Annotated in this window: 21 protein-coding genes; 2 read left to right on the top strand and 19 right to left on the bottom strand. The window is 70.2% G+C overall.

Going from position 1 to position 25,791, the window contains the following annotated elements; translation table 11 throughout:
- Window positions 1-20: 20 nt before the first annotated feature.
- On the bottom strand, window positions 21-2,261 hold the full coding sequence (locus RPQ07_RS23035; RefSeq protein ID WP_313946072.1) for a DUF6571 family protein: 2,241 nt from the start codon (window positions 2,259-2,261) through the stop codon (window positions 21-23).
- A 33-nt stretch (window positions 2,262-2,294) separates the two neighbouring features.
- Complete coding sequence (locus tag RPQ07_RS23030; RefSeq protein WP_313946071.1) at window positions 2,295-2,768, bottom strand: hypothetical protein; 474 nt, start codon at window positions 2,766-2,768, stop codon at window positions 2,295-2,297.
- Between the two features lie 130 nt (window positions 2,769-2,898).
- On the opposite strand from RPQ07_RS23030, the gene RPQ07_RS23025 reads away from it, so the two are divergent.
- On the top strand, window positions 2,899-3,282 hold the full coding sequence (locus tag RPQ07_RS23025; RefSeq protein ID WP_313942391.1) for a hypothetical protein: 384 nt from the start codon (window positions 2,899-2,901) through the stop codon (window positions 3,280-3,282).
- 19 nt (window positions 3,283-3,301) lie between these two features.
- On the opposite strand, the gene RPQ07_RS23020 is transcribed toward RPQ07_RS23025, so the two are convergent.
- The 10 genes from RPQ07_RS23020 to RPQ07_RS22975 all read right to left on the bottom strand — a co-directional run bounded on the left by RPQ07_RS23020 (window position 3,302) and on the right by RPQ07_RS22975 (window position 15,636).
- Entirely contained in the window at window positions 3,302-4,435 is a 1,134-nt protein-coding gene (locus RPQ07_RS23020) for an IS630 family transposase (protein ID WP_313942390.1), read from the bottom strand.
- A 247-nt stretch (window positions 4,436-4,682) separates the two neighbouring features.
- Complete coding sequence (locus RPQ07_RS23015) at window positions 4,683-6,998, bottom strand: xanthine dehydrogenase family protein molybdopterin-binding subunit (protein ID WP_313946070.1); 2,316 nt, start codon at window positions 6,996-6,998, stop codon at window positions 4,683-4,685.
- Window positions 6,995-8,425 carry a (2Fe-2S)-binding protein gene (locus tag RPQ07_RS23010; protein WP_313946069.1) on the bottom strand — a complete coding sequence of 477 codons (1,431 nt, stop codon included), beginning with the start codon at window positions 8,423-8,425 and terminating at the stop codon, window positions 6,995-6,997. The genes RPQ07_RS23015 and RPQ07_RS23010 overlap by 4 nt, the downstream gene beginning before the upstream one ends.
- Window positions 8,422-9,318: an FAD binding domain-containing protein gene (locus RPQ07_RS23005; RefSeq protein WP_313946068.1), complete on the bottom strand. Its 897-nt coding sequence runs from the start codon at window positions 9,316-9,318 to the stop codon at window positions 8,422-8,424. The genes RPQ07_RS23010 and RPQ07_RS23005 overlap by 4 nt, the downstream gene beginning before the upstream one ends.
- Before the next feature lie 286 nt (window positions 9,319-9,604).
- A complete protein-coding gene (locus tag RPQ07_RS23000; protein ID WP_313946067.1) occupies window positions 9,605-11,311 on the bottom strand; it encodes a beta-N-acetylhexosaminidase in 1,707 nt (568 codons plus the stop codon).
- A 50-nt stretch (window positions 11,312-11,361) separates the two neighbouring features.
- Window positions 11,362-12,201 carry a carbohydrate ABC transporter permease gene (locus tag RPQ07_RS22995; RefSeq protein WP_313946066.1) on the bottom strand — a complete coding sequence of 280 codons (840 nt, stop codon included), beginning with the start codon at window positions 12,199-12,201 and terminating at the stop codon, window positions 11,362-11,364.
- Window positions 12,198-13,160 (bottom strand): sugar ABC transporter permease, encoded by a 963-nt coding sequence (locus RPQ07_RS22990; RefSeq protein ID WP_313946065.1) that lies wholly within the window; start codon window positions 13,158-13,160, stop codon window positions 12,198-12,200. Before RPQ07_RS22990 ends, RPQ07_RS22995 begins: the two co-directional genes overlap by 4 nt.
- A 5-nt stretch (window positions 13,161-13,165) precedes the next feature.
- Window positions 13,166-14,470 carry an extracellular solute-binding protein gene (locus RPQ07_RS22985; protein WP_313946064.1) on the bottom strand — a complete coding sequence of 435 codons (1,305 nt, stop codon included), beginning with the start codon at window positions 14,468-14,470 and terminating at the stop codon, window positions 13,166-13,168.
- Between the two features lie 236 nt (window positions 14,471-14,706).
- The gene (locus tag RPQ07_RS22980; protein WP_313946063.1) at window positions 14,707-14,994 is read right to left on the bottom strand and encodes a DUF3039 domain-containing protein; all 288 of its coding nucleotides are present in this window, start codon (window positions 14,992-14,994) and stop codon (window positions 14,707-14,709) included.
- Between the two features lie 81 nt (window positions 14,995-15,075).
- The gene (locus RPQ07_RS22975) at window positions 15,076-15,636 is read right to left on the bottom strand and encodes a YqgE/AlgH family protein (protein WP_313946062.1); all 561 of its coding nucleotides are present in this window, start codon (window positions 15,634-15,636) and stop codon (window positions 15,076-15,078) included.
- A 281-nt stretch (window positions 15,637-15,917) separates the two neighbouring features.
- Here RPQ07_RS22975 and murA point away from each other — a divergent pair, with 281 nt between their 5' ends.
- Complete coding sequence (murA, locus tag RPQ07_RS22970) at window positions 15,918-17,258, top strand: UDP-N-acetylglucosamine 1-carboxyvinyltransferase (RefSeq protein WP_313946061.1); 1,341 nt, start codon at window positions 15,918-15,920, stop codon at window positions 17,256-17,258.
- Between the two features lie 158 nt (window positions 17,259-17,416).
- Here murA and RPQ07_RS22965 read toward each other — a convergent pair whose 3' ends face one another.
- The 7 genes from RPQ07_RS22965 to RPQ07_RS22935 all read right to left on the bottom strand — a co-directional run bounded on the left by RPQ07_RS22965 (window position 17,417) and on the right by RPQ07_RS22935 (window position 25,762).
- Entirely contained in the window at window positions 17,417-17,698 is a 282-nt protein-coding gene (locus RPQ07_RS22965; protein WP_004571953.1) for an HU family DNA-binding protein, read from the bottom strand.
- 283 nt (window positions 17,699-17,981) lie between these two features.
- Entirely contained in the window at window positions 17,982-19,406 is a 1,425-nt protein-coding gene (locus RPQ07_RS22960) for an NAD-dependent malic enzyme (protein ID WP_313946060.1), read from the bottom strand.
- Window positions 19,407-19,765: 359 nt separating this feature from the next.
- A complete protein-coding gene (locus RPQ07_RS22955) occupies window positions 19,766-22,150 on the bottom strand; it encodes a HelD family protein (RefSeq protein ID WP_313946059.1) in 2,385 nt (794 codons plus the stop codon).
- Between the two features lie 62 nt (window positions 22,151-22,212).
- Window positions 22,213-23,046 carry a zf-HC2 domain-containing protein gene (locus RPQ07_RS22950; RefSeq protein WP_313946058.1) on the bottom strand — a complete coding sequence of 278 codons (834 nt, stop codon included), beginning with the start codon at window positions 23,044-23,046 and terminating at the stop codon, window positions 22,213-22,215.
- A complete protein-coding gene (locus RPQ07_RS22945; protein ID WP_313946057.1) occupies window positions 23,043-23,630 on the bottom strand; it encodes a sigma-70 family RNA polymerase sigma factor in 588 nt (195 codons plus the stop codon). The genes RPQ07_RS22950 and RPQ07_RS22945 overlap by 4 nt, the downstream gene beginning before the upstream one ends.
- 141 nt (window positions 23,631-23,771) lie before the next feature.
- Complete coding sequence (locus tag RPQ07_RS22940) at window positions 23,772-24,377, bottom strand: CGNR zinc finger domain-containing protein (protein ID WP_313946056.1); 606 nt, start codon at window positions 24,375-24,377, stop codon at window positions 23,772-23,774.
- 107 nt (window positions 24,378-24,484) lie between these two features.
- Window positions 24,485-25,762 carry a serine hydrolase domain-containing protein gene (locus tag RPQ07_RS22935; protein WP_313946055.1) on the bottom strand — a complete coding sequence of 426 codons (1,278 nt, stop codon included), beginning with the start codon at window positions 25,760-25,762 and terminating at the stop codon, window positions 24,485-24,487.
- Window positions 25,763-25,791 lie beyond the last annotated feature (29 nt).

Raw genomic sequence — 25,791 nt, 5'->3', positions numbered from 1 at the left:
CTCGTCACCGACATGCTCGCCTACTTCGGAGGGTTGCGCTTGTAGTGGTCCTTGGCCTCACGCTGTAGTTCCTTACCGTGGTCGTATCCGTCGCCGGTCCGAGTGTGTACTTCCTGGCGCAGCAGGGTCGGGTCGACCCCGTTCGGTGTCCCGGCGGTGGACAGACCGCTCAGTGACTGGTCGGCGGCGGTCTCACGCGCATTGAACGAGCTCTCGCCCGCCTTGTGGGCCGTCTCCGCCGACGTGTTCCGCTCGGCACCCTCGACGATTTCACCGACCACGGTCTCGGTGACTCCGGTGACGATCTCGCCGGCGATGGGGACGCGCTCGGTGGCAAGGCCGACCGTCGAACCGAACACGGTGTTGAACATGTCGGCGCGCTTCTGCAGCTGGTCGTTGTAGTCCTGGTCGCTCAACTGGCCCTTCGTGAGGATCTCGTCGTGGCGTGCGCCACCCAGGATCCCCTCGACGGTGCCCGTCCCATAGGCGATGTGCTTGAGGTTGTCCGCCGGGTTGCCGGTGAACCCGTCCGGGTTGTTGACGACCTGGTGCATCAACGTCGCCGAGTAGTTCTCCGCACCGAATGTCGCCTCGGCGTATGACTCCGGGTTCCGGCCGACGGTGTCCAGGAACTCGGTGGTCGCGACAGCATTGAAGCTGGTCGGATTGCCATACAGATCGGCGAACGTATCGCCGAGCCGCAGCGTGTTGTTGATCTCCGGCATGTACTCGCCCGCCATGCGCCCCATGCTGTCGGCCATCTTGTCGTCCATCAGCTTGGGGTCCCCCGCCAGCGAGTTGACCACCTTCTCCATGATGGCCAGGCGCTCCGGCGTGTGCTCCGGGTGCGGGGACACCGGGCCGTGGTCGAACGGCATGCCCGTCGTCGCCGCCTCCAGCGCGTGGCCGAGCGCGTCCTTGCCGAAGACCTTGTCCTCGCCCGCGGTCATCGGGGACGTTGCGTCGGGGATCCAGGTGCGGGCGCCCTCGCCCTTGCCGTCGGAGCCCATGCCCATCAGGTAGTCGAGGTTGGTCATGCTCTCGCCGGGACCCGCGACATTCGCCTGGAGGAAGGCGGTGGAGGCGTCGGGGTTGCGGCCGTACGCCTCCAGGAGGCCCGTGAGCGGGTCCCAGCCGCCTCCGCCGGTCGCGTCGGCGTTGAGGCCGAAGCCCTTCATGCCCGCGTAGCTGCCGTCCGGGCGGGACCAGGCGCCGCCGTCCAACTCCCGTTCGTACGCGATCATGTCGTTGCCGACCTTGTCGAGAAAGCCCTTCTCGTACGTGCCGTGGCGCAAGAGGGTGCCGAGCACCTGGTAGCCCTTGGGCTCGATGCGGTTGCCCAGCATCTCCAGGTCGAGGTTGCTGCGCCCGAGCTTCATCAGCTCCTGGGTGTACTCGTCGCCGAGCTTCGGCTGCGCGGTGGCGAGCGCGACGCCCATGCTGTCCTGGATGCTGCGGGCGAGCTGGAGCTGGGTGCCGCCCTCCGCGGTGCCGTCCAGGGAGATCTGTGCCTGGAACCTGAGCGCGCCCTCGGGACCGAGGTCGCGGTAGAGCTTGGTGGCGAAGGGCTGGTCGTCCGCGTTGTACTTGAGGATCGTACGGAGCTCCTTGAGCTCCTCCTCCGACAGCTCCTTGCCCTCCTTGTAGAGCTTGAGGCTCCTCTGGGCGAGTTCGGCGGCGCGCTCCTCCTGGGCCGCGTCGAGCGAGTCGTAGTTCGTGTGCCCGAAGTTGTTCGGGTCGTTGCCGTGCGACTTGCCGAGCGCCCGCGACACCGAGGCGTCGATCTCCGACGCGTGTCCGATCAGTCCGGCCACACGGTCGGCGAGGGCCTGGGCCGCGTCCCGCTGTGCCTGTGTCCGCTCGTCGGTGTCGCCCCGTACGTGCGGGAAGAACCAGCGCACGGCCCCGCCGCCGATGTCCTCGATGCGGCAGCCGAGATTGGCCGCGTCCGTGCCGACGGCCGTCTTCACCTTCTTCTGGATGCCGACGAGTTCGGAGTGGGCGTCCTCGAGGAGCTGGTACGTCGTCTGGGCCTGCGCCTGGGCGTCGGCGAACTCCTTCTTCGTCTTGCGGACGAAGTCGCGGGTCACCGTGGCGTTGTCACCTTGCCAGCGCGCACGCTCCGACTTGGCGTACATACCGCTGTCGGCGTTGCCCGCCAGCTTCTTGAGGCTGTCGGCGGCCTTCTTCCAGTCCGCGACGGCCGCGCCCAGCTTGCCGAGATCGACCTCGACGAGGTCTGTGAGAGTGAGGCTGCCCACCGCTGTTCCCCTGTTCCGCCCGTTTCCCCGCGCTTACTTGAAGTACTCGTTGATCTTCGACCAGGACTCCGCGCTGCCGTCCCGATGCCGCAGTGAAGCGGCGATCTGGGCGTCGTCGTTCGCGTGCTGTCCCTTGCTGTAGTCGAGGTGGTTGGAGATGTGCGCGCAAGCCTGCAGCAGGGTCTTCAGGGACGTGTCCCACATGCTGAGGGCGGTTCCGAGGGCCGGGCCCAGGGCGAAGTGGTTCCGCGAGAGCTCCGAAGAGGCCTGCATCGTCGATCCCGCCCCGCTCTTGTCCGCCCCCATCCCGGCGAGGTCCGCACCCTTGCCCAGCTCGCCGTGCAGAATGAACGCCTCGTGCCCGACGGCTCCCAGGTCGTCCTGGTTCACGACGAGTCCTCCCGTGCCGGACCCTCCCGGGTCCGCGGGCACCTGATTGAGCTGCATCCCGGTCGGCTGTTGCCCGCCCGCCGTGCTCTTGAGCTGCTCCCAGTCGTCCCACGCCATGAAGGTTCCTCCCCCGCGCGTCCCGTCGTATGGGCACACTGCGGCTCGAACCTAGTGCCGCATCAAGCAACGCTCGCCCTGTCTTGGGGCGGCAGGTAGCTGTTGGGTGCGCTCCGCGTAGTCTCGCGGAGTGCACTCTCATCTGAGCTTCGAGAACCCTCCCGCGCTGCCTCACGAGGTAGTGGTCGAGACGATGGAGCGGGCCCTGCGTGACCGCTCAGCAGAGGGCGAAGCAGCGGGAGTCCTGGTCGGGACCGCATTGAACGACGACGACGCGGGATTCATCGAGCACTGGTGCGTACAGGTTGGGACGCGGGCTGTGTCGGGTAGTCCGCTGCTAGGACTGGCCGGCCTGTGTCTGGGACACGCCGCTCGACGCTTCGGTCGTCTCGGTGATGAAGCCCTGGCGCTGGCGGAGTCGCTGTCGGCGAGGGCCCAGGCGGATCCGACGGACGTGGACGGTCGGGCCCTCGACGGCTATGACGATGTCCGGAGTTTCCTGCACCTGTGGTGACGCCGCCCGCCGTAGCAGGTCAGGCGACGTTTGCCCTGCTCACGAGGGCTTTGAGGCGCTTGTCGGCGGCGTTCTTGTTCCGCCAGATGATGTAGCGGCGGATCATGCTGCCCTGGGCCTTGTGGGTGGGGTGGTCGGTGCCGTCGAGGGCAAAGTAGCGCAGGGCGGTGAACTGGGCCTCGATCCGGTTGAGCCAGGAGCTGTTGGTCGGGGTGTAGGCGATCTCCACGTTGTTCGCCGCCGCCCAGGTCCCGACCCGCTGGCAGCGTTTGGTGGTCAGGTGCGGGGAGTAGTTGTCACAGATGATCGCGATGCGTGTGCCGGCTGGGTGGAGGGAGCGCAGGTAGCGGCAGAACTCCAGGAACTTGGAGCGGGTCTTGGTCTTCTTGATGTGGCCGTAGAGCTGGTCTTTGCCCAGGTCGTAGGCGGCGAACAGGTGCCGCACGCCGTGCGGTCGGGTGTAGGTCGCACGGCGACGCGGCCGCGGTTCACGGTCGGGGTCTTTGTACTTGCCACCGCGTGCGGCCCACTGCCTGCCGGGGTGGGGCTGGAGGTTGAGCGGCCCGAACTCGTCCATGCAGAACACGACCTCGGGCTCGCCCGCCTCAGCTATGACCTCGCCGTCGGCGATGGCGTAGAGGTGCTCGACGCGGGCCTTCTTGGCCGCGTAGTCGGGATCCTTCGAGGTCTTCCAGGTCTTCAGGCGTTGAAGGGTGACGCCTTCCTCGCGGAGCAGGATGCGCAGGCCCTCGTGGCTGATGTCGTCGACCACCCCCTCAGCGACCAGGAAGTCGGCCAGCTTGACCAGGCTCCAGGTCGAGAACGGCAGGCCGTGCTCGACCGGCCTGGACTTGGCGATCTTCTTGATCTCGCGCCGCTCGGGAAGCGTGAACGTCCTGGGCCGACCGCCTTTGTACTTCGGGTAGAGCGAGGAGAAGCCGTCGGCGTTGAAGTTGTGGATGACATCCCGGACCCGGTCGGGGCTGGTGAACGTCACCTCGGCGATCTTGGCCACGTCCATGCCCTGGGCCGATAAGAGCACTATCTGGGCCCGCCGCCAGGTCACCACCGATCCGGTTCCCCGGCGGACGATCCGCAGCAGCCGTTTGCCCTCGTCGTCATCGATCTCACGCACCCGCACACGCTCGGCCACTCGCAGAGCATGACGCACAACGAGCCGCCCGGATCACCATCCGGACGGCTCGTCACAACAGGGCCAACGTTGCTTGATGCGGCACTAGTGAACGGCTTCACTCACTTGCAAGTGCTACGGGTCATGCGCGTTCAGCTGTTCCCCGCCTCCAGCACGGCGGAAGCGGGGAGTCGACAGCGGGGAGTCGGTCGATCCCGGGTCCGGTGCGGCCGGGGCGGTGTTCAGGAGGGACCGCCCGGGACACGGCCTAGCCCTGGGGAACCGCCACCGCCGCCTGCGGTCTGATCGGGAGTCTGTTGATCGGTCTGCCCGTCGCCGCCCGTACCGCCGCCGCCACCGCCGCCGGGGACGTCACCACCGGGACCGCGCTGGCCGGTTTGGCTCCGAACGGGGCCACCACGTCCCGTTCCTCGACCAGCTTCACGATCCGGATGTCCGGGGCGTCCAGGGAGGTCGGGAGGGCGTAGCCCGTCAGGTCCGGGTGGCGGACCAGGCCGCGGGCCGTGCGGAGGTTTTCGGTGAGGGCCGTGCCGACGCCCTGGGTGACGCCCGCCTCGATGCGGCTGGCGAGCTGGGCGGGGTTCAGGATGCGGCCCACGTCCTGGGCCACCGCCATTTCGACCACGCGGATCGAGCCGAGCTCGATGTCCACGTCGACCACCGCGCGCACCGCGCAGAACGCCATGCCCACGAACGCGTCGCCCTGGCCCGAGCCGTCGAGAGGTTCCGTGGGGTGCGGGCGGCACTGGGCGGTCGCCCACAGTTCCTTGCCGTCCAGCGCTTCCGTGACGGTCGTGGACAGCACTCCGTCGTACGACGTGATCTTGCCGTCGGTGATCTGGAGCAGCTCGGTGGACATGCCGAACTTGTGGGCCAGCGGCTGGAGCAGCTGTGTGCGGACCATCTTCGCGGCCCGCTCCACCGCGCCGCCCGAGACCCAGGTGTGGCGGCCGTGGGCCGCCGGGCCGGCCGGGGGCTGGTCCGTGTCGACCGAGGCCACGTGGACCTCTTCGACGCCGAGCGTCTCCTGGACGATCTGGCGGGCGAGCGTGGAGAAGCCCTGGCCCGTCTCGACGGCCGCGCAGATGACGGTGGCGACCCCGTCGTGCACCTTGACGGTCGCGGTGGAGACCTCGTCGGTGCCCTCGGCGCCGAGCATGTGCACCATGCCCAGCGCGTAGCCGACGCCCCGGCGGACGGCGCCCGGTTCGCCGGCGCCCTCGGGTCCGCCGGGCAGGAGCCAGTCGTCCTCCGGCGAGTCCTTGGGCAGGGACGGGAGCGGGAAGTCCCGTACGGCCTGGAGCAGTTCGGCCACCGGGGCCGGGCAGGTGACCGTCTGGCCGGTGGGGAGGATGTCGCCGGTCGCGAGGACGTTGCGCAGCCGGACCTCGGTCGGGTCGAGTCCCAGCTTCACGGACAGCTTGTCCATCTGGGCCTCGTAGGCCGCGCACACCTGCATGGCTCCCTCGCCGCGCACATGGCCGGAGGGCGGGTTGTTCGTACGGACGGCCCAGCCCTCGATGAAGGCGTGCGGGACGACGTAGGGGCCGCAGGCGAACGCGACGGCCGCGGCGAGGGATTCGGAGGAGGCGTCGGCGTACGCGCCAGCGTCCAGCAGCAGTTGGGCCTCGACCTTCACCAGGCGGCCCTCGGCGTCCGCGTGGTGGCGGTAGCGCAGCAGGGTCGGGTGGCGGTGGGCGTGGCCGAGGAAGGACTCCTCGCGGGTGGCCGTCAGTTTGACCGGGCAGCCGGTCTTCAGCGCGAGCAGGCCGAGCGGGAGCTGGAAGCCGGGATCCTCGCGGTCGCCGGTGGCGCCGGGGACGCCCGTCACGACGACCTTCACCCGCTCGGCGTCCAGGCCGAAGCACGAGGCGGCCAGGTCGCGGTCGGTGTGCGGGTCGGTGGAGGCGACGTACAGCTCGACCCCGCCGTCGGGGCGCGGGACGGCGAGACCGGCCTCCGCGCCGATGGGCGCGGGGTCCTGGCGGCCGATCCGGTACAGGCCCTCGACGACGATGTCGCCCGCGATGTCCGGGTCGCCGTAGCGCAGCGGGATGTGCCGGATCAGGTTGCCGTCGGGGTGCAGGGGTTCGGCGGCGAAGGCCTTCTCGGGGTCGGTGACCGGTTCGAGCACCTCGTACTCGACGGCGATGGCGGCTGCCGCGAGACGGGCGGTGTCGGGGTGGTCGGCGGCCACGGCCGCGAGCGCCTCACCGTGGTGGCGGACGATCTCGGAGGCGAAGACGGGGCGGTCGGCGATGCGCCTGCCGTACGCGGTGTCGCCCGGAATGTCCTCGTGCGTCACCACGGCGCGTACGCCCGGCATCTCCTGCGCCGCGGAGGTGTCGATCGACAGAATCCGGGCGTGCGGGTGCGGGGAGCGCAGGATGGCCGCCCACAGCAGGCCCTCGGCCCACAGGTCGGAGGCGTACGGGAAGGTGCCCTCGGTCTTGGCCCGGGCGTCGGCGGGAGGCAGGGAGGCACCGAGGCCGTGGGTCGGCTGGTCGGGGCGGGGTGTACCGGCCGTCTGGGGCGTCGCGGTGGTGGCCGCGTCACTGGTCACGCCATGCCTCCGTCGTGCGGGTGGGGCTGCACACTACCGGCACCGGGCGGCGCCTGGTGCGGAATGCGCGCTTCCTCACTCGCCTCGGCGGCGGCCGCCGCGCTCGCTCCGCGCTCGGCGACGACCTCCTTCACGGCGTCGAGCACGCCGCGATAGCCCGAGCAGCGGCAGAGGTTGCCGCAGAGGGCCTGGCGGGTCTCGAGCTCCGAGGGGGCGTGGTTGCCCTCCAGCAGGTCGTGCACGGTCATCGCGATACCGGGGATGCAGAAGCCGCACTGGACGGCGCCGCAGGCCGCGAGGGCGCGCTGCACGTCGGACGGTTCGCCGTCGCCGGCGAGCCCTTCGACCGTACGGACCTCGGATCCGGCGGCGGTCGCCGCCGGGACCAGGCAGGAGGCGACGAGACGGCCGTCGACCTGGACGTTGCAGGCGCCGCACTCGCCCTGGGAGCAGCCGTCCTTGGCACCGGCGAGGCCGAGGCGCTCGCGCAGCACGTAGAGCAGCGACTCGCCGATCCAGGCGTCGGTGACGGGCCGGTCGGCCCCGTTGACGCGCAGGACGTAGGAGGTGGGCGGGTGCTCCTCGGTGCCGGTCGAGGAGAGGGGAGCATCCGCTGACGCTGCGGGCTCGGGGGACGAGGCGGGCTCGGGGGGCGAGGCGGAAGCGGAGGGCTCCGGGGCGTACGCGTCCCGCGACGGCTCCCCCGCGCTCTCCTCCTCGCGCCGCTCGGCCGACGCGTGCTCGGCCGACGCGTGCTCGGCCGACGCGTGCTCGGCCGGGGCGTCCTCCGCCGGCGGCGGCTCCGCGGCCTCAGGCTCTGGCGTGCGCTCGTCGTCCGCGGCGCTCCCGCCGGCGGGCGCGGTGGCCCAGGGCGCGGGTGCGCCGCCGGGCAGCGTCGCCGGTGCCTCGCTCGCCCACGGCGCGGACGCGCCGCCCGGCAGGGTCGCCGGTGCGGAGCCCCACTGGGACTGGAGCAGAGAGGCGGCGAACTCGCCCGACTCCTCCGGCAGATCGCCCTGGGCGACCGGGATGGTCCACTGGCCGGTCACGTCGGAGGCGGGTGCGGGCTCGCCCTCGGTGAAGCTCCACTGGCCGGTGACGTGCGCGTCAGCGGAGTACCGGTCCGTGTACTGCTCACCGTGGCCGGCGGACCCGCCGGGTTCGGGCCACTGCACGGTCTCGGGCTCGCCGGTGGGCTGCTGGACGTGCCAGCCCTCGGGCACCGACGGGTCGGACACCGGCGTCAACGGCATGATCATCGGCGGTACGTAGCCGTGCCCGGGTGCCGCGAGCGGCGCGCCGTCCTGCGAGCCCTCGGGGGGCAGTTGGAAGAAGCCGGTCGCCTCGGCGTCGTACTCGCCCTGAGGCGTCGGCTCCCAGCCGCCGTGCTCCGGCGCCCGCCCCCGCGGATTCTCTTCGTTGCTCACGACAGCGCCCTCCCCAGTGCACGTCGGGCCAGCGCGGCGACGGTGCGCCGCAGATGCAGTACGGCGGGCGGCAGCACGGGCTGCTCCTCGCCCGGCGCGGCCGGGGCCGGGTCGGGGATGCACGCCGCCGCGACGTACTCCCCGAAGGCCGCCAGTGCCTCGCCCGCGAGTCCGCGCTCGCCGTCCCAGTCGATCAGTGACGCGATCCAGCGCTCGGCCTCCAGCGGCCGCAGCGGCATCGGCGCGATCGCACCGACCGCGCAGCGCACCCCGCGCCGCACCGGGTCGAGGACGACCGCGACGGACGCGGTGGCGCGGCCGGGGCCGGTGCGGCCGGTGGCCTTCACGAAGACCTGCGGGGCGTGCAGCAGGGGCACGCGTACGAAGCCGATGAGTTCGGCCGGTCCGAGCATCTCGCGGCCCGCGAGCAAGTGGGACACCGGGATCTCCCGGCGGCTGCCGCCGGGTCCCGCGATGACGAGGTCCGCCTCCAGGGCGGCCAGGACGGGCAGGGTGTCGCCGGTCGGGGCCGCGGTGGCGATGTTGCCGCCCAGGGTGCCCGCGTTGCGGATCTGGGGCGGGCCGGCGGCGCGCGCGGACGCGGCGAGTGCGGGGATGAGGGCGGCGAAGTCGGGGCGTCCCATGCGGGCGTGGGTGAGGCCGGCGCCGAGCAGGGCGTGTCCGTCCAGGTAGCGCCAGCCGCGGATCTCGCTGATCCGGCCGAGGCCGACGAGTCCTGCGGGGCGCAGCTGGCCCCGGTTGACGGCGGCCATGAGGTCGGTGCCACCGGCGACCGGCACGGCGGCGGGCATGTCGGTCAGCGCCGCCACGGCCTCGTCGAGCGAAGCCGGCAGCGTCACCGACTGCGATGTCTGCGGTGCGTGCGTGGTCACCCAGCTGCCCCTTCCCGGTGTCCGGCTGTCCCGCCCGTGCTGGCCGTACCGTACGTGCTCACAGCCCGGACGTGGCAACTCTGGCACATCTTCCGAGCCGACCGACGAACGGGTCCGCGAAGGGTGCATCCGCACCGGATGCACCCTTCGCTCGGTCTTCGTCCTATTTGGAACGCCATCGGAATCACAGGCGGATTGCCACTCTTCGGTGACCGTTGCGGGTATTCCTCACGGCCCTACCACCGTGACAGGATGCGCGGCCCCGAGCACCGGGCTTGCGCCGGGCTCACACGTTTGGGGGCGCACCCTCGATCGGGCGTCCGAGACTGCCCGTCATTCCTTCGGGCAGAGGGCGCTTCTGCCACGGCAACGGGCCGCCGGGCGGCCGGTAGTCGACGCCGAGTGCGTCAAGGCGGCGGTAGTGCACGGTCATGCGTCCCTCGAAGTCCGCGAAGTCCCGTTCGCCGGACGCGGGCAGCGCCGACCAGGCGACCTCGGCGAAGGCCGCGAGCCGCGGGAAGACCTGGTAGTCGACGCGGGCCCGGTTCTGCATCACCTCGGTCCAGACGTTGGCCTGGGTGCCCATGATGTGCGCGGCCGCCTCCGGGGACAGCCCCGGCGGAACGGGTTCGAAGCGGTAGACGTCCTCCAGGGTGCGGACGTAGCCGATGGGCATGGGCTCGTCGGGGCCGCCGTCCTGCCGGTGGTCCAGATACACCTGCTGTTCGGGGCACATCACGACGTCGTGGCCGGCCTCCGCCGCCGCGATACCGCCCGCATAGCCGCGCCAGGAGGAGACGGCGGCGCCGGGTGCGAGACCGCCCTCCAGGATCTCGTCCCAGCCGATCAGCCGGCGGCCGCGGGCGGACAGCCAGGTGTCGAAGTGCCGGATGAACCAGGACTGGAGCTCGTCCTCGTCGGCGAGGCCCAGCTCCGCGATACGGGCCTGGGCGGCCGGGGATGCCTTCCACTGGTCCTTGAGGCACTCGTCGCCTCCGATGTGGATGAACGTGGAGGGGAAGAGCGCCAGGACCTCCTCCAGCACGCCTTCGTAGAAGCGCAGGGTGCTGTCGGTGGGGGCCAGGACGTTCGGGTTGATGCCCCAGGTGTCCCAGACGGCCAGGGGCTTGCCGTCGGGAGAGGTGGAGACGTCGGTGTTGCCCAGTTCCGGGTACGCGGCGATGGCGGCCTGCGAGTGGCCGGGGATGTCGATCTCGGGGACGACGGTGATGTGCCGTTCGGCGGCGTACGCGACGATCTCGCGGATGTCGTCCTGGGTGTAGTAACCGCCGTGCGGGGTCTCGTCCCAGAGGTCGGAGGCCCGGTGGCCGTATTTGGTGCGCGTGCGCCAGGAGCCGATGTCGGTGAGACGGGGGTGGCGCTCGATCCGGATGCGCCAGCCCTGGTCGTCGGTGAGGTGGAAGTGGAAGACGTTCAGCTTGTGCGCGGCGAGCAGGTCGAGTTGGCGCAGCACGTCGGTCTTCGGCAGGAAGTGCCGTGAGACGTCGAGCATCATGCCGCGCCAGGCGAACCGGGGACGGTCCGCGACGGCGATGCGCGGCAGGTCCCAGGTGCGGCCCGCGGGCGGCAGCGGCGCGGCGCGGAAGGCGTCGGGGCCCAGCAGTTGACGCAGGGTCTGCGCGCCCCAGAAGACACCGGCGGGGCTGCCGCCCTCGATGACGACCGCGGCACCCGTGGCGGAGCCGTCGGTGCAGAGCCGGTAGCCCTCGGGCCCCAGTTCCCGCTCCACGTCGGGGCTGATGCGCAGGGCGATGCCGTGCGGGTCCGCGCCGTCGGGGAAGGTGAGACCGGTGGCGGCGCCGAGCACGGCGCGCAGCCACCGGGCGGTGCTCTCGGTCCCGGCATCGGCGTCGAGGCGGGTGTGCGCGCCGAGCGCCAGCCGGCCGTTCCCGGGCCGGGCGGAGCCCTCCGGTGCGGCCCCGGGGGCCTCGACGAGCACGGGCCGGGGGATCAGGGACGCGTCGTCTTCCATGACGGCAGCCTTTCAGGGTGGGAGCGGGGTGGGGCGGGCGGGCTGCCGTGTCAGTCCTTCACGGCGCCGCCCAGGCCGGACACCAGGCGCCGTTGCACGAGGACGAAGAAGACCAGGACGGGCACGGTCATCACCGTGGAGCCGGCCATGATGCCGCCCCAGTCGTTCTCGTCCGGCTTGAAGAACACCAGCAGCGCCATCGGCAGGGTCGACTGCGAGGTGTCGCTGATGATGAAGGACTTGGCGAACAGGAAGTCGTTCCAGGTGGAGATGAACGAGAAGACGCTCGTCGCCACAAGTCCCGGGAACACCAGCGGGAACAGGATCTGCCACAGGAAGCGTGTCCGGCTCGCACCGTCGATGTACGCGGCCTCCTCCAGCGCCTCCGGCACCGCCTTCACGAAGCCCCGCAGCATCCAGATCGCAAACGGCAGCGAGAACGCGATGTGCGGAAGGATCAGCGAGCCCAGGGTGTTGAGCTGGCCGAAGTCCCGCATGAGGAAGAACAGCGGGATCGTCAGCGCCTCGATCGGCACCATCTGCGCCACGAGGAACATGATCAGCAGGGTCGTGCGGAACCGGAAACGGAACCGTGTGACGGCGGTCGCCGCGAGGAAGGCGATCAGGGCGGACGCGATGACCACCACCCCGGCGACGAACAGGCTGTTGAGGAAATAGCGGCCGAATTCCTGCTGTTCGAAGACGCGGCGGAAGGAGTCGAGCGACGGCGAGAGCGTCCAGGGACGCGGGTCGGTGGACTGGATCTCGCCGGCCGGTTTGAACGCGGAGAGCACCATCCAGTACAGCGGGAAGGCCACGATCACCGCGATGACGAGCGCGGATGCCTCGGCCGCGAGGCGCCAGGGACGGCGGATACGGAGCGAGCTCACAGTTCTTCTCCCTGGCGTCGCAGAAGGCGCAGATAGACGAGGGTGACGGCCAGCAGAATCAGCAGCATGACGATGCCGATCGCGGAGCCCAGGCTGTACTGCGAGGACGCGAAGGCCTTCTGATAGGCGTACACATTGAGCACGAGATTCTGGCCGGCGATGCCTCCGCCGTTCGTCATCACATAGATCTGCGTGAAGACCTTGAAGTCCCAGATGATCGACTGAATGGTGACGACGACGAGAATGGGCCGCAGCATCGGCGCCATGACGGAGCGCCAGATACGCCACTGCGACGCACCGTCCAGGGAGGCCGCCTCCAGCACCTCGGAGGGGATCGACCGGATGCCCGCGTAGACCGTGACCATCACGAACGGGAACGAGCACCACACCACTTCGAAGAGCACGAGGGCGAACGCGCTGTAGCGCCCGTAGGTCCAGGAGTGGTCGCCGAGACCGAGGATGCGGTTGACCGGACCGAAGTCCGGGTCGAAGAGGAAGACCCAGACGGTGGAGCCGGTGATGGCGGGGGTGGCCCAGGCGCCGAGCGCGGCCATCATCAGCGCGAGCCGGGGCACCGCCCGGATGCGCGTCAGCAGCACGGCGAGCGTGCAGCCGACGGCGAGGGTGGCCACGACGCAGGCGGCCGCGAAGACGACGGTGGCGAGCAGGACCTCCCAGAACTGACTGTCGGCGAAGAGCGTGCGGTAGTTGCCGAAGCCCTGGAAGGTGGTCGGTTCGCCGCCGCTGACCTGTGCCTGGGTGTATTCGAGGAACGAGATCAGGCCGAGCTGGTAGATCGGATAGACGAGCAGTCCGGCGAGGACGACCAGGGCGGGCGCGAGATAGACCCAGGGGGTCCAGCGTCCGTCGCGCCGTTTCGTGCGGCGGCTTCCGGCCGGGGCCGGCGCGGTCCTGACGGGGACCGCGGCCGGCTCGGCGGCTGTCGCTTGGTGCGTCATGGCGGTCAGCCCGCGGCGGAGAACGCCGTGTCCATCTTCTTGGCGGCGTCACCCGACGCCGCGGCCACGTCCTTCTTGCCGCTGACGATCTCCTGGAACATCGTCGGCAGGACGAGCGAGGAGTCGATCTGTCCCCATCCGGGCGAGGCCGGCACGAACTTGGCGCCCGAGGCGAGCGTCTCGACGAACGGGGCGACGAACGGCTCCTTCTTCGCCACCTCGGAACGCACGTCGGTGTACGTCGGCAGGAAGCCCATCGCCGCGAACAGCTTGCGCTGCGTCTCCTTGCCCGCGAGCTCCTTCATGAGGTCCACCGCCAGCGTGCGGTGCGAACTGCTCTTGAGGACACCGACGTTGTTGCCGCCGGCGAAGGCGGGCGCCGTCTCCCCGGACGTGACCCCCGGCAGCGGCACGACCGCGTACTTGCCCTTGACCGAGCCCGCCTCCACGGCCTGGTGGCTGAAGTCGCCGCCTATCGCCATGGCCGCCTTGCCGGACGCGAAGGCGGTGACGGTCGCGTTGCCGCCCATGGAGGCGCACTTGGCGGCCGGGCAGTTGTCGTCGCCGAACAGCGAGGTGTAGGCCGTGATGCCCTTCTGGGCGGCCGGGCTGTTGATGGCGGACTTGTAGGTACCGCCGTCCTCCTTCGCCAGTTCACCGCCGTTGGCCCAGATGAAGGGCATCGCTCCGTAGGTGTAGGCGCCGCCGACCGCGATCCCGTACAGGTCGGGCTTCTCGGCGCGGATCTTCTTGGCGGTGGAGATCAGCTCGTCCTGCGTCTTCGGGGGCTTCAAGCCCAGTTCGCCGAAGACGTCGGTGCGGTAGTACAGGGCCCGTACACCGACGAAGAAGGGCGCGCCGTAGATCTTGCCGTCGACGGTGACCGACTGGGTGGCCGTCGGGTCGGCGGACTTCGCGTCCTCCCACTCCCCGAACTCCTTGCTGACGTCCTCGAGTCCGCCGTCCTTGACGTAGCCGGCGGTGTCGGTGTTGCCGTACTCGATCAGGTCCGGGGCGCTCTTCGGGTCGTTGAAGGCCGCCTTGATCCGCTGGGCGCGGGTCTCGACGGGGATGTACTCGATCTCGACCTTGCTGCCCTTGTGCTTCTCGGTGAAGGCGGCGACGGCCCCGTCGACGACCTTCTCCTTGGGCTTGTTGTTGACCTCCTGGAACAGCCAGACCCGCAGGGTCCCCTTCTTCTCGTCCTTGTCGGCACTGCTGTCGGAGGTCTGCGGGGCACAGGCGGTGGCGGTGAGGCCCGCCAGGACAAGTGCCGCGACGGGTGCGGCGATTCGGGCGCTGAGCTTCATGGGTGATCCCCTACGGGTCATCGTTGCAACATACGCAACCAACGTTTCGTGCTGCACAACACGCAGGAGGCTAGAGCCGCTCAAACACGGGGACAAGAGGTCTCAACCACCTTGTGACCGCCGGGTGCACTCCGTGCAACGCGAACGGCCCCTGCGGCGCGCACAGATGCGCGCCACAGGGGCCGTACCGGTTCGGGGTTCCGGCCGCCGGGACCCGGTGGGTCCGCGGCCGGGGGTTACTTCTTGTCCTTGCCGCCCTTGTCCTTGTCGCCGCCCGGGCCCATGGACTCGTAGATCTCCTTGCACATCGGGCAGACCGGGTACTTCTTGGGGTCGCGCCCCGGCACCCAGACCTTCCCGCACAGCGCCACGACGGGAGTGCCATCGAGGGCACTCGCCATGATCTTGTCCTTCTGGACGTAGTGGGCGAAGCGCTCGTGGTCGCCGTCGCCGCTCGACACCTGCGGCGTCGGTTCTACGAGGGTTCCCGTCCCAGTCCCGCGCTCGGGCTCAAGAGTGCTCATGAGCTCCAAGGGTACTCACACCCGCGACCCCCCGGCGCCGTCGGTCCCGGCTCGCCGTCGGCCCGCGGTGCCACCCGCCGGTCAGTTCAGCGAGGGGTCGTCCGGATACGTCGCGAACATCGCCAGTTCGTTGCGCTGTCTGCGCAGCACCGCCCGCCACAGCGTCTCCGGCTGCGGCGACGAGACATCGCCGGGCTCGGACTCCACGACGTACCAGGCACCCTCGCCGAGCTCGTCCTCCAGCTGGCCGGGCCCCCACCCCGCGTACCCGGCGAAGATGCGCAGCGAGCCGAGCGCCGCGCCGAGGAGCTCCGGGGGCGTCTCCAGATCGACCAGGCCGATCGCGCCGTAGACCCGGCGCCAGCCGAGCGGACCCTCGTCGCCCGGGATCACGGCCACACCGAGCGCCGAGTCCAGGGAGACCGGGCCGCCCTGGAAGACCACACCGGGGTCGCCGGCCAGCCCGGCCCAGGGCTCCAGGATGTCGCCGACGTCGACGGGGGTCGGCCGGTTGAGGACCACGCCGAGGGAGCCCTCGTCGTCGTGGTCGAGCAACAGGACCACCGCCCGGTCGAAGTTGGGGTCGGCGAGGGCGGGTGTGGCGACGAGCAGCCGCCCTGTGAGCGAGGACACCTCGGTCATGCGAGACATGATCCCGCATCTTGGCCCGGCGCGTGGCCCGAGCGAGGACAGTGTGAGAACCGGCGCAGCTCAGGACGGGCCGCGGCACCGGCCGGAGCCCGCCCTCGGCGGTGACGCTCCGCGAAACCGCATGAACCGTACGTGTTGTACCGAATTCATTACGCGTCTGAAGCGTCCTTGCCCTTACGGGGCAGGGGTGACAGCCCCTTACCCTTTTCTCTGGCCCCCTGTCCGACCTTCCCCTCGTACCACTGAGGGGGACCCTCCGGAACGCGAGATTCATGACCGGCACAGACGATGTACTGCTTGTCCACGGCGGAACCCCGCTGGAGGGCGAAATCCGCGTCCGCGGCGCCAAGAACCTGGTGCCGAAGGCCATGGTCGCCGCTCTGCTCGGCAGCGGGCCGAGCAGGCTGCGCAACGTGCCCGACATCCGCGATGTGCGGGTCGTCCGCGGACTGCTGCAGCTGCACGGTGTGACGGTGCGGCCGGGCGAGGAGCCCGGCGAGCTGGTGCTCGACCCGACGCACGTCGAGAGCGCCAACGTCGCCGACATCGATGCCCACGCGGGTTCCTCCCGGATCCCGATCCTCTTCTGCGGCCCCCTGCTGCACCGCCTCGGCCATGCCTTCATCCCCGGCCTCGGCGGCTGCGACATCGGCGGCCGTCCGATCGACTTCCACTTCGACGTGCTGCGCCAGTTCGGCGCGACCATCGAGAAGCGGGCGGACGGGCAGTACCTGGAGGCCCCGCAGCGGCTGCGCGGCACCAAGATCCGTCTGCCGTACCCGTCGGTCGGCTCCACCGAGCAGGTGCTGCTGACGGCGGTGCTGGCGGAGGGCGTCACCGAGCTGTCGAACGCGGCGGTGGAGCCGGAGATCGAGGACCTCATCTGCGTGCTGCAGAAGATGGGCGCCATCATCTCCATGGACACCGACCGGACGATCCGGATCACCGGTGTCGACCAGCTCGGCGGCTACAACCACAAGGCGCTCCCGGACCGCCTGGAGGCGGCCTCCTGGGCGTCCGCGGCGCTCGCCACCGAGGGCAACATCTATGTGCGCGGCGCCCAGCAGCGCTCGATGATGACGTTCCTGAACACGTACCGGAGGGTCGGTGGCGCGTTCGAGATCGACGACGAGGGCATCCGCTTCTGGCACCCGGGCGGCTCGCTCAACGCCATCGCGCTGGAGACGGACGTGCACCCCGGTTTCCAGACCGACTGGCAGCAGCCCCTGGTGGTGGCCCTCACGCAGGCCGCCGGGCTCTCCATCGTCCACGAGACGGTCTACGAGTCCCGACTCGGCTTCACCTCCGCGCTCAACCAGATGGGCGCACACATCCAGCTGTACCGCGAGTGCCTGGGCGGCTCCGACTGCCGCTTCGGCCAGCGCAACTTCCTGCACTCGGCGGTCGTGTCGGGCCCGACGAAGCTCCAGGGCGCGGATCTGGTCATTCCCGACCTGCGCGGCGGCTTCTCGTACCTGATCGCGGCACTGGCGGCGCAGGGGACCTCCCGCGTCCACGGCATCGACCTGATCAACCGCGGCTACGAGAACTTCATGGAGAAGCTCATGGAGCTCGGCGCCAAGGTCGAGCTGCCCGGCGGCGCGCTCGTCTGACGCCGTAGGGCGTAGGAGACGTCAGAGAGACCGACAACGCACAGAAGGGCGGCCACCCACTCGGGTGGCCGCCCTTCGTGTCGCCAGGGAGTGTCCACGGAGTGCCGTCGTCCGCCCGGAGGACGGGGGACGACACTTCGCGGACACCACCCAGGTGCTTACTTGCCCTTTGCGGCTTCCTTGAGCTTCGAGCCCGCGGAGACCTTCACGCTGTAGCCGGCCGGGATCTGGATCGGGTCGCCGGTCTGCGGGTTACGAGCGGTGCGAGCGGCACGGTGGGTGCGCTCGAAGGTCAGGAAGCCGGGGATGGTGACCTTCTCGTCACCCTTGGCGACAACCTCGCCGACGGTCTCGGCGAGGGCGGCCAGCACGGCGTCGGCGTCCTTGCGGGTCACCTCGGCGCGGTCGGCCAGCGCGGCCACCAGCTCACTGCGGTTCATGTTCTTACTCCCGTGTTCTTCTTGCCTGTCAGGCGTGAGATCGAAGCCGATGCTGCCAGGGCCCTCGGACAGTCCCCGGACCCGGGTCTGCAGTTCCAGACCCTCGCGCCCGATTACGCATCCTGCCCCCACCAACGGCGGGAAAGCCAATCCGGCACCCTCCAGAGTCACACGAAAAGCGCCACTGCCTCGTCGTGGTGACGTTCCGTCCACTCGCTGGAGACTCCCTGGAGCCGCCGGGCTATGGTCCGCCACCCTAGAGCGGCGGCCGGGGCCCCGCGACTCACGACGCGCCGGTGGTCGCGCCCACAGCCTTCGCGGCGTTGCGCACCGCACCGGCGACCGCCCCCGCGACCTTGTCGTTGAAGACGGAGGGGATGATGTAGTTCGGGTTCAGCTCGTCCTCGGTGACGACGTCCGCGAGCGCGGTCGCGGCCGCGAGCATCATCTCGGTGTTGACGGTGCGGGAGTGAGCGTCCAGCAGACCGCGGAAGACGCCCGGGAACACCAGGACGTTGTTGATCTGGTTCGGGAAGTCGGAGCGGCCGGTGGCCACAACCGCCGCCGTCTGACGCGCGATTGCCGGGTCGACCTCGGGGTCGGGGTTCGCGAGCGCGAAGACGATGGCGCCGTCCGCCATGGCCGCGACGTCCTCGCCGCCGAGTACGTTGGGGGCCGAGACGCCGATGAAGACGTCCGCACCGACCGTGGCCTGCTTGAGCGTGCCGCGGACACCCTCGGGGTTGGTGTTGTCGGCGATCCAGCGCAGCGCGGAGCCCGGGGCCGCGTCCACGAGGTCCTCGCGCTCCGCGTGCACCACACCGTGGATGTCGGCGACGACGGCGTGCTTCACACCCGCCGCGATCAGCAGTTTCAGGATGGCCGTACCCGCCGCGCCGGCACCGGACATGACGACCCGTACGTCACCGACCTCCTTGCCGACCACACGCAGGGCGTTGGTCAGCGCGGCCAGCACCACGATGGCGGTGCCGTGCTGGTCGTCGTGGAAGACGGGGATGTCCAGGGCCTCCCGCAGCCGCGCCTCGATCTCGAAACAGCGGGGCGCGGAGATGTCCTCCAGGTTGATACCGGCGAAGCCCGGGGCGATCGCCTTGACGATCGCGACGATCTCGTCGGTGTCCTGGGTGTCCAGGCACAGCGGCCAGGCGTCGATGCCGGCGAACCGCTTGAACAGGGCCGCCTTGCCCTCCATGACGGGCAGCGCGGCCATCGGCCCGATGTTGCCGAGGCCGAGGACGGCGGAGCCGTCGGTGACCACGGCGACGGAGTTGCGCTTGATGGTGAGGCGGCGGGCGTCCTCGGGGTTCTCGGCGATCGCCATGCAGACCCGCGCCACACCCGGCGTGTAGATCATCGAGAGATCGTCACGGTTGCGGATGGGGTGCTTGGACTGCATCTCGATCTTGCCGCCGAGGTGCATCAGGAACGTACGGTCGGAGACCTTGCCGACGACGACACCGATGATCTCGCGCAGTTCCTCGACGATCTCGTCGGCGTGCGTGGTGGAGCTGGCCGCGATCGTCACGTCGATCCGCAGCTTCTCGTGGCCGGAGGCGGTCACGTCCAGGCCGGTCACGGAGCCGCCGGAGGACTCCACGGCCGTGGTCAGCTGGGAGACCGCGGTTCCGCTCGCGGGCACCTCCAGCCGGACCGTCATCGAGTACGAGACGCTGGGCGCCGTTGCCATGACCGGGTTCCTCTGCTTTCCCTAGCTTCATTGCCATGCGGCCGTGGCTACTGCCCGGCGACGCCTTCCGATGGTCGCACCTACCTGCGGGTAGCAGGTAATACTGGTCGTTTAGTTTTCGGAAAGCTTTTTCCACCATACGAGATATGCAGGGGAAACAGAAGAGGCCCACGGCCCCGAGGGGGCGTGGGCCTCTTCCGATGTGGTGTAAGTGACACCGACCCGCCATGCTCGCCTCGCGGCAAGTGGTCGCTCTGAGCGACGAAGGTTGGGCCCGGGGGCTTGGATCGGGCCGGTGTCACGACAAGGCTAACAAAGACTCCCCGAAGGTGATTCCCCTACGACGAGTTGACCGCGGATCAATCCCGCAGCAGGTCGGGGACCCCGTCCGCGTCCGGGTCGTCGCGGCGCCCCGACACCACGGTGAGCTGCTGTGTCGCACGGGTCAGCGCGACGTACAGCACCCGCAGCCCCGCCGGGGACTCGTCCGCGATCTCCGCCGGGGAGACCACCACGGTCGCGTCGTACTCCAGTCCCTTCGCCTCCAGCGAGCCGAGCGCCACCACCCGCTCGCCGAGCCCCTTCAGCCAACGCGCCACCTCGGCGCGGCGGTTCATCGCCGCCACCACACCGACCGTGCCGTCGACGCGGTCCAGCAGGCGCTGCGCCTCCTCCCGGACGGTGCCGGCCAGGTCGTCGCCCCGGACGACCGCGAAGCGCGGCTCGACGCCCGTGGAGCGCACCGCGGACGGGGACTCCATGCCGGGCATGGCGAGCGCCAGCACCTTGGCGGCGAGTTCCGCGATCTCCGCGGGGTTGCGGTAGTTGACCGTGAGCTGGAAACGCCGGCGCGGGCGGCTGCCCAGCGCCTCGTCGCGCGCCTCGGCGGCCTCGTCCGGGTCCGACCAGGACGACTGGGCCGGGTCGCCGACGATCGTCCAGGTCGCGTGCCGGCCGCGGCGGCCGACCATCCGCCACTGCATCGGCGTGAGGTCCTGCGCCTCGTCGACGATGACGTGGGCGTACTCCTCGCGCTCCGCCGCGAGACGCTCGGCGCGCTCGCGCTGGGTCTCCTCGCGCTGCGGCATCAGCTCCTCCAGACCGGTGAGCTGGTCCAGCGGGTCGAGTTCGCGCCTGCGGCGCGGGCGCGCCGGGGAGCCGAGCAGGGTCTGGAGCTCGTCGAGCAGCGCCACGTCGTGCACGGACAGCGGGCCCTGGCCCTCGGGCCCGATCCTGCGCAGCGAGCGTGCCAGCCGGCGCACCTCGCCCGGATTGAGCACCCGGCGGGCCCAGCGCCCCAGCCGCCGCTCGTCCGCCATCGCGACGAGCACTCGGCGCGGGGTCAGCTCGGGCCACCACGCGTCCAGGAAGGCGATGAAGCTTTCCTCGCCGGTGATGTCCTCGTCGAAGGAGGACCGCAGCTCCGCGGCGAGCTCGGGGTCCGTGTGGCGGGAGCCGGCCCCGGACTTCGCCCACAGGGCGTCGAGCAGCAGCCTGCGGGCGCGCGGGCGCAGCAGGTTGACCGGTGTGGTGCCACCGAGGACGTTGTGGCGGATGCGCCCGAGTTCCTCGGCCTCGAGTTCGAGCCGGCGGTTGAAGGCGACCACCCGCAGACGCGAGGGCGGGCCCGTCGGCGCGTCCTGCGGCTCCTCGCCGAAGGCCAGCTGGCCGTTGCGGTGCCCGCTGCCGTCGCCGTTCTGCGGTGCGGTGGGTCCGGAGAGCTCCAGGGCGCCTCTGGCCGCCTTGCGGAGGACCTTCAGCATCCGGGACGAGCCCTTGATGCGCGCCACGGCCGGTTCGTCGTACGCCGTGGCCTCGGCGCCGTCGACCAGATGGCCGACCGCGCGGATCGCGACCTGCCCCTCCTCTCCCAGCGAGGGCAGCACACCCTCGGTGTAGGAGACGAGCAGCGGGGTCGGCGAGACGATCAGGATGCCGCCCGCGTAGCGACGGCGGTCCTGGTAGAGGAGATAGGCGGCCCGGTGCAGCGCCACGGCGGTCTTGCCGGTGCCGGGGCCGCCCTCGACGTATGTGACGGACGCGGCGGGGGCGCGGATCACCAGGTCCTGCTCGGCCTGGATGGAGGCGACGATGTCCCGCATGGTGTGGCTGCGGGCCTGGCCGAGCGCCGCCATCAGCGCGCCGTCGCCGATCACCGGGAGCCGGTCGCCGCCGAGTGTCGCGGTGAGCTCGGGTCTCATCAGGTCGTCCTCGACCCCGAGGACCTTGCGGCCCTTGGAGCGGATCACCCGGCGGCGCACCACGCGGCCGGGGTCGACCGGGGTCGAGCGGTAGAAGGGCGCGGCGGCCGGCGCGCGCCAGTCGATGACCAGGGGCGCGTAGTCGGAGTCGAGGACGCCGATACGGCCGATGTGCAGGGTCTCCGCGATGTCGGCGGTGTTGTCGGCTCCCACCGCGTCGTCCGCGGGTTCCACCGAGGTGTACGCCCCGTCGGGTCCCTTCTGCCCGTCCTTGCCGAGCAGCAGGTCGATCCGTCCGAAGAGGAAATCCTCGAACTCGTTGTTGAGCCGATTGAGGTGGATGCCGGCGCGGAAGACCTGGGCATCCCGCTCGGCGAGAGCACCCGGTGTGCCGACCTGGCCGCGTTTCGCGGCGTCGTGCATCAGGAATTCCGCCTCGTGGATCTTCTCCTCGAGGCGGCGGTACACCTGGTCCAGATGTTCCTGTTCGACACCGATTTCCCGGTCCCGGACAGAGTCGACAGCGGCTTCCTGCGCGGCCACCGAGGGCCCCCTTCTGACGTGCACTGGGCAGCCGTCAACCCTATGCGAAGGGGGCGTTTCTGTCAGGCCTCGACTTCCACCAGCTTTTTGCCCTCGAACGTACGGACCTCGAAGTGGTCGATGTCGTTACTGTCCATCGCCGCTCCGCCGTGGACGTACAGCGGCTTCTTGCCGGCCGGGTTCGGGCTGTCGGGAATGCCGTAGCCCCACTCCGGGACGGCCCAGGAGGTCACGATCTCCTCCTCGCCGGTCTTGGAGACGGCGATCAGATTGCACTTGAGCGGCCCTTTGACGTTCTTCAGTTCCAGAACGGTGTGGGTGCCCCAGGCCTTCTTCTCCATGCCGACCGCGGCGCTGACCTTGGTCGTCGCGTCCGTGTGGTCGACCTTGTCCTGGATATGGGCGAAGGCGTCCTCGGCGGGGGACGTGGAGTGCGGCTGGGCCTGGGTGCTGCCCGTGTCGTCCGCCGTCACCACGACGGCCGCGGCGGGGCCACCGATGATCAGGGCCGCGGCGGCCGCGACCAGGTACATCCCGCGCCGGCGCTTGGCCGCCCGCTTGGCGGCGACCTCGTCCAGCAGGCCGTTCAGCACCTTGGGGCTGGGGGGAGCGGGTACGACGGGAACGGGCCGCGAGGGCGGGGCGTCCATCCAGCCCGGCGGCTGCATGCTCCGCATGCCCGGCAGATTGACCACATTGCTGCTCGGTCCCGGAGCGGGGGCCTCGGCCAGCATCGCCAGCATGGGCTCCATACCGGAGAAGTCCTCGAGGTTGGCGGCGCAGATCTGGCAGCCGGCCAGATGCATCTCGAAGGCGGCGGCGTCAGCGTCGTCGAGCACGCCGAGCACATACGCGCCAACGGCATCGTGGACGGATTCCTGCTCGTGCATGGTCATGCCCTGACCCCCCTTTCCTCCAGTGCGAGCTTCATGGAACGGAGTGCGTAGAACACCCGGGACCGCACCGTCCCACTGGGTATGCCGAGAGTCTCGGCAGCCTCATTGACCGTGCGCCCCTTGAAATACGTCTCGACAAGAACTTCCCTGTGGGCGGGCGTCAAATCATCGAGTGCATCAGAGAGCGTCATCAGCCACAACGCCTTGTCGATCTCGTCCTCCGCAGGCATGACCTCCAGCGGCGACGGATCGACCTCCTGCGGCCGGGCCTGCCGGCTGCGGTGACCGTCGATGACGATGCGGCGTGCGACCGTCACCAGCCAGGGTCGGACAGAGCCGGTTGCTCGGTTGAGCTGACCGGCGTTCTTCCAGGCACGGATGAGCGTCTCCTGCACCACGTCCTCGGCACGCTGGCGATCGCCGGCAACGAGGCGCAGTACATAGGCGAGCAGAGGACCCGCATGTTCGCGATAGAGCGCGCGCATGAGTTCCTCATCAGGTGCTGAGGAGTCGGTGCGTGGCTTATCGCTTCGATGGCGTGCCCTCTGCGGACGGTCATCGGCCACGGCGGCATCCTTGCGCACCTGAACCTCCCGGTCGAGACCCTGTTTCGGCTGGCTGCTTGTCCCCCTTCACTACGGGGTACGCAGGAGGATCACTCAATGAGTGGCCGAAAAACTTTCAAGATCTTTTCAGGTGTCCGGTTCGGGCCGTTACGGGAGGTCTCAGGCCCGGGCCACGGAGGCCCGGCGCCGGTGCCGGGCGACCCGTTCGCGGTTGCCGCAGACCTCGCTGGAACACCACCGCCGGCGCCGGCCGCGGGAGGTGTCCAGATAGACGCGGCGACAGCTCTCGCCCTGGCACTGCCGCAGCCCCGCCCTGGCCGCAGGATCGGTCAGCAACTCCACGGCGTCACGGGCGATCGCGGCGAGCAGGGAGGCGCAGTCGGGTGCCGAACCGAGGGCCCGTACGAGCGTGCCGTCGGCGTGCCGGACGGCACGGGGGGCGGGCGGCGCGCCGGCCACGGCGAGGGTGTTCACCCGCTCCAGGGCGGATTCCGCGTACCGGCCGTCGATCTCGGCGCGTACCAACTGACTGAGTGCGCCGCGCAGTTCGACGAAACGGTCCGCCCAGCGGGCGTCCGCCTCACCGAGCGGCGTGCCGGCCGGCACCAGTCCGGCGCCGGTCAGCCAGCGCCCGAGCCGGCCTGCTCCGGCCAGCGGTTCACCCTCGCCCGGCTCGGCCTCCGCGGTCGCCATCAGGTCCAGGCAGAGGCGCCCGGAGTCGAACCGCCAGTCGTACGACGCCGTACCGGTCGCGCCTGCGGTCATGCGCCTGTCACCGCCTCGGGGTCACCGCCGGGTGTCCCCACCAGAGTGCCCGTCCGGAGGTGCGGCCGGAACCCCTCGTTCTGGTCCGTCCGGCCGCACCCGGGACCTCAGTCGCGGACGAGCGAGGGCGCGATGTCCTCATGGCGCTCGACCGGGGTCGCGCTGCGCGCCGCGGCGGGCTTCTTGCCGCAGAAGGCGGCCTCCAGCGTCAGCGGCATGACATTCAACACATCGCTGGTGTTGGAGGTGTTCGCGGCGGAGGTGATGGTGCGCTTTCCGTCCTTCGAGGTGAAGGAGTACGTGTAGTAGCCCTGCACGGTGCCCGTGTGTCCGTAGACGGAGACACCGCAGGACAGATCACGGCGGCGCAGCCCGAGACCGTAGCCCTGGGTGCTGTTGACCGGCACCCACTCCTGCATCTGCGCCAGCCGGACCGGGGACATCAGCTTCCCGCGCAGCAGGGCGGAGACGAAGGTGTTCAGGTCGTGGGTGCTGGAGATCATGGCACCGGCGCTCTGCGCCCAGGAGGCGGTCTGCCGGGTCGAGTCCACGAGCGGTGCGCCCGCCTCGTCGGGCCGGAGGTAGCCCTTGACGTGGCGGCCGGGGATCGCGGTGCCGGGGTGGACGTAGAAGGTGTCCGTCAGCTTCAGCGGCTTGATGATCCGGTCGCGGTACTCGGTCTGCACCGTGCGGCCGGTGGCCTTCTCGATCAGCATCCCGGCGACGACGAAGTTGGTGTTGGAGTACGCGTGGGTCGTGCCGGGCTCGACGGTGAGCGGCTTCCGCAGCGACAGCCTCACCAGCTCACGGTGGCTGAACACCTTGGTGCGCACCGCCTCGAAGCCCGGGACGGTCTTGGCGAACATCTCGTCGGTGTAGTCGTACAGCCCGCTGCGGTGGCTGAGCAGATGGCGCACCGTGATCCGGTCGTCCGGCAGCAGTCCGGGCAGATATGTGTTCACCGACGTGTCAAGGTCCAGGCGGCCCTCGTCGACCAGCTGGAGCACGACCACCGAGGTGAACGTCTTGGTGACGCTCCCGATACGGAAGCGGTCGTCGGTGTTCATCGCCCGGCCGGTGGCCTTGTCCGCGACGCCCTCGGTCAGACGGCGGACCGCGCCGTGGTCGTCGATCCGGGCCATCGCGCCCGGGGCGCCCTTCGCCAGGGCCGAGCGCAGGGCCTCGCGCAGAGCGGTCAGATCGGGCGCCGGCAGCGTCGTGGCGCCGGCCGCCGCGCCTGCCGCCGCGCCTGCCGGTGCCGCCGGTGCCACGCTGTCCGCGGCAGGGGCCGCCGGTGATGCGAAGGCGGTCGGTGCGGGGACTGCGAGGAGGGACAGCAGGGCCGCGCCCAGCGCCGTACCTCTGCCCACCATGCCTGCGACCATCAGGTTCTTCTCCCATGTCCGGTTGCGTA

This window comes from Streptomyces sp. AM8-1-1 (assembly GCF_032229325.1).
Taxonomy (GTDB): domain Bacteria; phylum Actinomycetota; class Actinomycetes; order Streptomycetales; family Streptomycetaceae; genus Streptomyces; species Streptomyces achmelvichensis.
Note: the sequence above shows the minus strand (reverse complement) of the source record. Positions and strands in the feature narration are given on the sequence as shown.